General features: G+C 63.9%; 9 protein-coding genes and 2 pseudogenes. 6 read left to right on the top strand and 5 right to left on the bottom strand.

All coding sequences use genetic code 11. The features are described from left to right. Nucleotides 1–126: 126 nt before the first annotated feature. Both AX729_RS27385 and AX729_RS40005 read right to left on the bottom strand, forming a co-directional pair. Nucleotides 127–327 (bottom strand): hypothetical protein, encoded by a 201-nt coding sequence (locus AX729_RS27385; protein ID WP_061027329.1) that lies wholly within the window; start codon nucleotides 325–327, stop codon nucleotides 127–129. Nucleotides 328–562: 235 nt separating this feature from the next. After that, entirely contained in the window at nucleotides 563–736 is a 174-nt protein-coding gene (locus AX729_RS40005; protein ID WP_156457237.1) for a hypothetical protein, read from the bottom strand. 122 nt (nucleotides 737–858) lie between these two features. Between AX729_RS40005 and AX729_RS41300 the strand changes: the two genes are divergently transcribed. Beyond that, complete coding sequence (locus AX729_RS41300; RefSeq protein WP_082770549.1) at nucleotides 859–1056, top strand: hypothetical protein; 198 nt, start codon at nucleotides 859–861, stop codon at nucleotides 1054–1056. Nucleotides 1057–1226: 170 nt separating this feature from the next. Here the strand turns inward: AX729_RS41300 and AX729_RS27380 are convergent. After that, nucleotides 1227–1835: pseudogene (locus tag AX729_RS27380) on the bottom strand (cell envelope biogenesis protein TolA). Nucleotides 1836–1972: 137 nt separating this feature from the next. Here AX729_RS27380 and AX729_RS27375 point away from each other — a divergent pair. Beyond that, a complete protein-coding gene (locus AX729_RS27375) occupies nucleotides 1973–2332 on the top strand; it encodes a response regulator transcription factor (protein ID WP_197433682.1) in 360 nt (119 codons plus the stop codon). Nucleotides 2333–2343: 11 nt separating this feature from the next. Here the strand turns inward: AX729_RS27375 and AX729_RS27370 are convergent, their stop codons facing one another. Together AX729_RS27370 and AX729_RS41875 are read right to left on the bottom strand one after the other, a co-directional pair. After that, the gene (locus AX729_RS27370) at nucleotides 2344–2757 is read right to left on the bottom strand and encodes a YihY/virulence factor BrkB family protein (RefSeq protein WP_245325414.1); all 414 of its coding nucleotides are present in this window, start codon (nucleotides 2755–2757) and stop codon (nucleotides 2344–2346) included. A 43-nt stretch (nucleotides 2758–2800) separates the two neighbouring features. Continuing rightward, a complete protein-coding gene (locus tag AX729_RS41875) occupies nucleotides 2801–2977 on the bottom strand; it encodes an antitoxin VbhA family protein (protein ID WP_197433681.1) in 177 nt (58 codons plus the stop codon). 403 nt (nucleotides 2978–3380) lie between these two features. On the opposite strand from AX729_RS41875, the gene AX729_RS27365 reads away from it, so the two are divergent. From AX729_RS27365 to AX729_RS41290, 4 genes and pseudogenes are all read left to right on the top strand, one after another. After that, nucleotides 3381–3824, top strand: a complete 444-nt coding sequence (locus AX729_RS27365) for a hypothetical protein (RefSeq protein WP_061027328.1) — start codon at nucleotides 3381–3383, stop codon at nucleotides 3822–3824. Nucleotides 3825–4101: 277 nt separating this feature from the next. Further along, a complete protein-coding gene (locus AX729_RS27360; RefSeq protein ID WP_061027327.1) occupies nucleotides 4102–6252 on the top strand; it encodes an AAA family ATPase in 2151 nt (716 codons plus the stop codon). Between the two features lie 366 nt (nucleotides 6253–6618). After that, on the top strand, nucleotides 6619–6774 hold the full coding sequence (locus tag AX729_RS41295; RefSeq protein WP_245325411.1) for a hypothetical protein: 156 nt from the start codon (nucleotides 6619–6621) through the stop codon (nucleotides 6772–6774). Nucleotides 6775–6792: 18 nt separating this feature from the next. Beyond that, nucleotides 6793–6972: pseudogene (locus AX729_RS41290) on the top strand (site-specific integrase); the annotation flags it as partial. Nucleotides 6973–7139 lie beyond the last annotated feature (167 nt).

Below are 7139 nucleotides of genomic sequence, written 5' to 3'. Positions count from 1 at the left end.
CCCCGATCCTGCTCTTCAGAGCGCCGCAGCGTGACCAGTCGGCGAGCCGGCGGCGCTCGCGCTCCCGTTGCACTGGGGGTATGCTGGGAATGCTCGCATGTATCGCGCTTAACCGGTAACCGACCCCTATCGCCACATCGTCGGCGCGTCGGAAAGCGCCTTCCGGCCGACCTGCCTCAGATTGGCCACCGAGGTCTCGCCGCTCCTCGCGGCTTCGAGGATCTTCGAGGCGACGTGAGTGCGAGCCATGGTTTCGTAGCGGGAAACGTTCTCGCAGACCTCGTCGAGGACCGCGCGCAGCAGCGCGGTGGTGTCGGCATCGAGCATTGGAGATCTCACCCATCCGCCGCCCACAGGATGCATGAACCCATCGGCGGTGGCAATCAATCTGGCTCGGTTTGCGAAAAAGATCAGCCGCCGTCACGGTCCCGAACATCCCTGCCGTAGCGCCCGAACGCTGGCCCATCACATTACCGAGCCAGTCCACCTTGGACTCGCAAAGCCGGATGCTATCATCGGCCTCGGCGCTCCTTGAGACCCCGGCCTGATTTCTTCCGGACCACTATTTCGCCGGCGGCCGCAGCGGGCTATCCACCCACTTTTGGGCGGCGGGATCATGCAGCGGATCGTCGCAATCCGGACAGACGTAGCGCTCCCTGCCGTTGGCCGCCTCGTCGCGCACAAGCTCCATCGGCCGCCCGGGCACCGTATTCCCACCCTGATGCCGCAGCGACATGTGACTTCCCCGCCCTGTTCAACCTAGTGCCGTTTTCCGGGCCGGCACAAGCGATGTCTTGACGCGGACCCCGCCCCGCACTCAAATCCAGCATTCACGGATGTTTTGCGGGGGGTAGCGTCGTGGAAGAGTTCTACAGAGGCTTCGCGCAGCGTGCGCGCGACCTGGCGGAGAAAGCGGACCCGTTCACACGCCGGCGGCTGCTCGATCTTGCCAAAAGATACGACGCCAAGAGCAAACCTCTCGGCAGCGCCCGGCCCTCGCCGCCACCTCGCACCAGCCCTCCCGCCACATACTTCGCCAGATCCGGCGAAGCATGACCAAGGACCCTTCCTCTGAGATCAAGTGCCACGCCTGCAACGGAACGGGGCGCGAGCCGGCGCGCGAGATCGCGCCCGGCCGCAGGATCTTTCCGGGCCGCTGCGCGAAGTGTGGCGGCAAGGGACGCTTACCCAAGGCGGAGTGAACTTTTACCGATACGCGGCCGCCCCTACTCTCGCGCCCTGCGGAGAGCGGTCTCAAGCTTTGCCTTCTGCTTTTCCCAGCGGGTCTTCGGCTTTCGCGCGCTCGTCCACGGAGGCGCGCTCAGCCTCAATGGCGTCCGCCTTCTCTTCGTGCTCCCGCTGGGCCTTGTTCAGCGCGGCCTGTGCTTGGCAACCGCCTCCTCGCGCCGCTCGCGTTCCTTCGCCCTTTCGGCATCCTCCTTGCGGCGTTCGGCATCCCGCCGCTTCTGCGCCCGCTCGAATTCCAGCGCCGCCTTCCGGGCCTGCTTGTCGCTGATCTTGGCTGAGGCGCGTCCCTTCGATTTCGAGCGACGTCTCGCCCGCCCTGCTTTGGCCTCGTCGGCCGTCAGCTCGGTCGGCAGCTCGGCGTGCTCCTTGAAGGGACCGTTCGATCCGACGGGCCGCTTGAGCACGACGCCCGGCTTCGCCATCGTCGCGGCGACGATCTCGGGATCGTCGGTTTCCTTCGCGACACCCTGGTGAAACAGGTTGCTATCGGCACCCCACGCCTCCAGAGCCGCCTTCATCGAAGGCGTCGCGATCGCCTGGTCGTACAATCCGAGCGACGTCTGGTAGGTCTTGAGTTTTCTTGCCATCAAGTCTCACGGCTCGGCCTCGCCTGAACTTCCCCGATTTGGGAGTGCGCCGATCGCTTTCCGCCGAAGCTTCGGAACTGCGTAAGGAGTGCGCAGTTTTCCATCAGTATCAGATGTGGGGGCATTGAGGAGCCCTAGTGAGAATTCTTCTGGTCGAGGACGACCCGCTTGTTCGGGAACTGGTCGTCGAAGCATTGCGCGAAGAAGGCTACGACGTGATCCACGCGAGCAACGGGGAAGAAGCGCTGGCGTGGTGCAAGCGGCGGGTGGCGGACGTACTGATCACCGACATCAGACTGCCCGGTCAGGTCGACGGCTGGCAAATCGCCGAACGCTGCCGCGAGCACGATCCCGGCCTGCCGGTGATCTACGCCACCGGTTTCTCGCCGGTCCAACCCCGTCCCGTCCCCGGCAGCCTCTTCCTGCAGAAGCCGTTCCATCCGCTCGAAATCATCGAGGCTTTGAAGAGCCTCTCGAAACAGCGCCGATCTTCCTGACCCAGGCGTATTCAAGAGTTCCTGTTTACTCGCCTTCCTGACGGCGCGCTGCCCGGCGGAGTCGGGGGCCGCACTTTCGCACCGCTCTCTGGCGCTCGCTGTCGGAGCGAACCTCCGTGCTTGGCATAGGCGTGCGTGATCTCCGCCCCCATCAGGATAATCTGTGAGGTGTAGTAGACCCAGATCAACACGACGACGATCGAGGCGGCCGCACCATAGGTCGATTCCAGGCCTTGCTTACCGATGTAGAAGCCGATCGCGGCCTTTCCCACTTCGAAGAACAGGGCGGTCAGAAGCGCGCCCAGCCAGACGTCGCGCCAGCCGACGGAGACGTCCGGCAGCCACTTGAACATCATCGCAAAGAGCACCGTCACCACGAGGAACGAGATCAGCAGGCTGACGATGTGCAGAACGCTGGCGGTCATCTGAAAGTCTCACCCTTGGTTATTGCCGCGCCGGCGCTGCGAGTTAGATCTTTGCCACCGCTTGCGGAGGACGTCCGTACCGGGAATAAGGTGCGGACCCCACAAGCTCAGCTCCGCGCCCTTCCAGCATGCGCTTGCGCATCTCGGCGCCCGAGATCTCGCCGGCTTCGTACAGGGTGAGCAGTTCGAGGCAGAAGGGGGAAGGACGAGCGCCTTCCATCGCGCAGAACTGGGCCAGCCCACGCCGGGCGCAGAGGCACCGTTACGGTTGAAGCCGTAGTCGCTTAGCTGCCGCGCGGACAAGAGCGGCGTCATAGTTGGTCCGGGTCGAGCCCCTTCATGAGGATGCAGACCGTCCCGATCTTGAGTGCTGCAACAATATAAAAGCGCCGTCGCCCAGGACTCCGGCGAGATCCGGCGCTGCTTATCGCCGCGCCGTGCGGTGTTTAGGACTTCGACGGTCACCGACCCGTCCTCTTTAATCGCGCGTTAACCGTCGCGGAAACATCGGTTACTTTATGCTACCGCTCTTTGACGCTGCATGTTATGTGACTTATCACATATACGTCGAGCGTGTGCGCGTTCCGATACGCACGCGGAATATTCGCCTGAGGAGAACGAGGATGAGGACCACTGCGAAGCAAGGCCGGAAACCGAAAGCAAAGATCAACTCGATCGCAACGGCCTCGTCGCCGATCAGGTGGTGGCGCTCCATCGCTGCGCCCAACTTCCACGCGGCGGCGCTGGGCGCGATGCGCTTTGCTGTCGAAAAGATCGAGATGGTCGGCGAGCCGCGCTGGCACGCCGCCGTTGCCGGCGACGGAGCCGCCGCGATCGGGATGGCGCTTGCGCTGAGCCGCGACGACTCGTTTCGTCACAAGTTCGATCTGGTGATGACCGCTCTGGTTCTGTGCGCCTGCGAAGGCGACGCTACGGCCTGCCTCGTTCTCTCCACCGTGATCCGGCGTCTGCCGGGCGCCGGCGCTCGCGAGGCGCGCCTGGCGACATCGTGGCTGGTGAAATCTTTCCGTCCCTTGGTGGCGAGGAAGTTCTCGGAGGAGACCTGATGATAAGCAACCCCGCTCATCCCGGAAGCGAGAGGTTTCTTCCCAGCCGCCGGCACCGAAGCGTTCGTCATAGTCCGCGACACGTGCCGGGGGCTTGCTTGGACGGTCGCGACGCTGCTGCAACGTCGACATCATGCGCCGCAGGTAACCAACCCGGCCACCTAGGCGGCAGACAAACGACGGTTCGATCCAGCCTTGCTCGTCGAACCCGCTGCCTACGGCTTCTTTCTCCGGACATCCGGAAGATCGATTTCATCCTCACTCCTTCAGAATCTCGATGAAAAACGAACCCACGCAACTCGCTACGCCCGAGACGCAAACGGACGAACCGTCACCTTCGATCGAAAGCTCGTCGCCCGTAGCCGCGCCCGCTGCGACGCCGACCGACAATCCGTCAAAAGGCGGCGATGCGCTGCGCGTACCGTCCGGCTTCGCCCGGCTGCTTGCCGCGCGTGACAGAGCGCGAAAGGCCGAGGATGGCGGCGATCCTGACTTCGATCTTTCTTCCGATGCCGCCGACGACGACGGCCCTGGGACTACGGCGGACGACGGCGGTGCGCCTCGGGACCCGCGCAAAGCGCTCGTTGCCGCCGCGATCACCGCGGCCGTTACGCCGATCGTCGACGAGGCGCTCTGGGGAAAGTCGACCCAGGCCGTGGTGGTGTCGGTCCCGGCAGCCGATTGGATCGTCCCGGTCAAGGAATTCTTCGAGCAACGTCCCTTCGGAAAAAAGTGGCTCTGCTTCGCGCGAGACGGTTCCGAGCGCCTTCGCCACAAACCGTCAATCGGCAACGCCGAGGTGGCTTCTGCACTGGCGAAAGGAAGATCCGTTATCGGCATCGCCGTGGATCCCGAGCAGGTACTCCCGTCGACGCTCGTCGCGGGCGCGGACCATCGCATAAAGATCAAGCTCGACGAGTCGGTCCTCGGTGGCACGCTTAGCGACCTGTACGGCGAGGCGCCTCCACGGATCGACGAGGTTCATCTGGTCCGCCTCGGGCTCGACGACATTGTGGCCGCCATGCGTCCGGGAGTTGATGCGCGTGAAGTCGCTTCTCGCATCGTGGCGGCCGCGACCGCGAGGGGCGGCGCCGGAAATGCCGCAGACGTTCCGGATCTTGCCACTGCGGTCGAGTACGGCGCCGCGCGCGCTTGGGGGATGGCCTTGGCACGCGACATGCGGGACTATCGCGCGGGCATCATTCCCTGGAGTGCGGTGGACCGCGGAGCCGTCTTCTTTTCCGGTCCCGGCATGGGAAAGAGCGTTCTCGCGAGGAGTATCGCTCACGCGTGTGAAGCCTCGCTGGTGGTCGGCAGCGTGGGCGAGCTTTTCGCGGCCAGTTCCGGGCATTTGGATGGAGTGATCAAGAGCATGCGCGAACTGTTCGCGCGCGCTACGGCTTCCGCGCCTGCGATCCTCTTCCTCGACGAAATCGATGGACTGCCTTCCCGCGAATCCTTGGACTCCAGGAATCGGGATTGGTGGATGCCCGTGATCGAAGATTTCATGCTGCAGTTGGACGATGCGACCAGCGGCAGGAGAGAGGGCATCGTGGTGATCGGCGCGACCAACCGGATCGACGCCATCGACCCGGCCATTCTCCGGCCCGGACGGCTCGAGCGCGCGATCGAGATCACCGCGCCGGACGCCGACGGAATCCTCAACATCCTCCGCTTTCATGTCCAGGGAGACGTATCCGACGACGAGCTGCGCACCGTGATCGGACCGCTCGAGGGGTCGACGCCTGCCGAGATCATGCAGACCGTGCGCAGCGCTCGTCGGAAAGCGCGGCGGGCCGGGCGCCAACTTTCTATTGAGGACGTGAGGAGCGCGGCGCTTCCGGAGTCGGAACTGCCTGCCGACATGATCTACAGGATCGCGGTGCACGAGGCCGGCCACGTCCTGGCTGCCTATTGCAGCGGATTTCGGGTGGAATCCGTCCGGATCGTCGGACGGGGCGGTACCGGCGGCGTCACGCGCATCGACCAGCAGAACCCCGTGGCGGTCACGAGGCCTTGGATCGAACGACACGTCGTCGGACTTCTTGCAGGTCGTGCGGCCGAGATCGTTTTGCTCGGCTCGGCGTCCGCCGGTGCCGGGGGTAGCGAACGTTCCGATCTATCGGTCGCGACGCGCTTGCTCGCCGCGATGAACCGATCGTACGGATTGGGAGACGATGAATTGATCTATCTCGCCGACGCCGACGAAGCTCATCGTGAACTCGACCGCGATCACGTTGCGCGCGGAAAGATCAATGAGATGCTCAAACGGTTGCAGGCACGCGCCGTAAAGGTCGTCGAGAACCACCGCCGGCAGGTGACAGACGTGGCCCAGGCTCTGTCTCGCCGTCGCTTTTTGTCGGCGGACGATATCGACGCCATTGTCGGACCAAGTCCGCCGTCGCCCACGCGCTCGAATGGGCCATAGACATGCCGCAACAGATACGGTCCGGCATGGAGAAGCGCGTTATCCTATCACTGTGATCCTGTCTCAGAATCAGGCATGGAGCGGCATCACCGCTGTTGCGGTGAAGCTCTTCAGACGTCCGAGTCAAGCGGTCCCGCAGCGTAGCGAGGACAACGCTTGACGCGGCGGCGCCACCACAAGCTATGCAAAGGGGTGCAGGCGAAGTCCTGCAACCCTGCCATGCGGCGAGCGGGAGAGCGCGAGGGGAACCCCTCGCATCCTAAACAAAAAGAGTGCGCCGAAGGCCCTCCGCTTGGGTATGTGCGTGCAGTTGTGAACCCTGATGTGCCGTCGCGTCCGCTTCCTTCTTCCGTTGATGGCCTTGCAGTGAGTATCGCGTCCGGCGCGCTCGACGTTGCCGAGCGCGCCGCGCTGATCGAAGGCATGCCTCTCATTTTAATGGATGATGGGAGCTACGATCTCCATCTCAATCGGTTCTTCCGCGCCTGTCTAGGCATGGGCGCGCACTCGCCGAACACCTAGCGTTCGTCCGCGCGGGATATTTTCGTCTGGGCTCGCTTCCTTTGCGAGCGGCGCGGCGGCAAGACGGTCTGGCAAGTCCACCGCCATGACGTTCTGGCGTTCCATCGGGCACGCTGGCTGTCGGCGGCTCCCTACCGCATCTCGGCATCGAGCTGGAATCGAGGCATCGCGGCGCTCGACAAGTTCTATCGGTGGGCTGTCGAAGAAGGGATCATGACGACCTCGCCCTTCAGCTACGCTGTGACCCTTCACAGGACGGCGGGGACGCGTGCGTTGTTGGCGGTGACGGCGAACCGCTCGCGCGAGCGTGCCGCGCGGCGGCACGATTGCGTTTTGTTGATCTTGGCAGCTATCTGTTGTTTAGC

Origin of the sequence: Bradyrhizobium sp. CCH5-F6 (assembly GCF_001556045.1) — a bacterium.
Lineage (GTDB): Bacteria > Pseudomonadota > Alphaproteobacteria > Rhizobiales > Xanthobacteraceae > Bradyrhizobium.
Note: the sequence above shows the minus strand (reverse complement) of the source record. Positions and strands in the feature narration are given on the sequence as shown.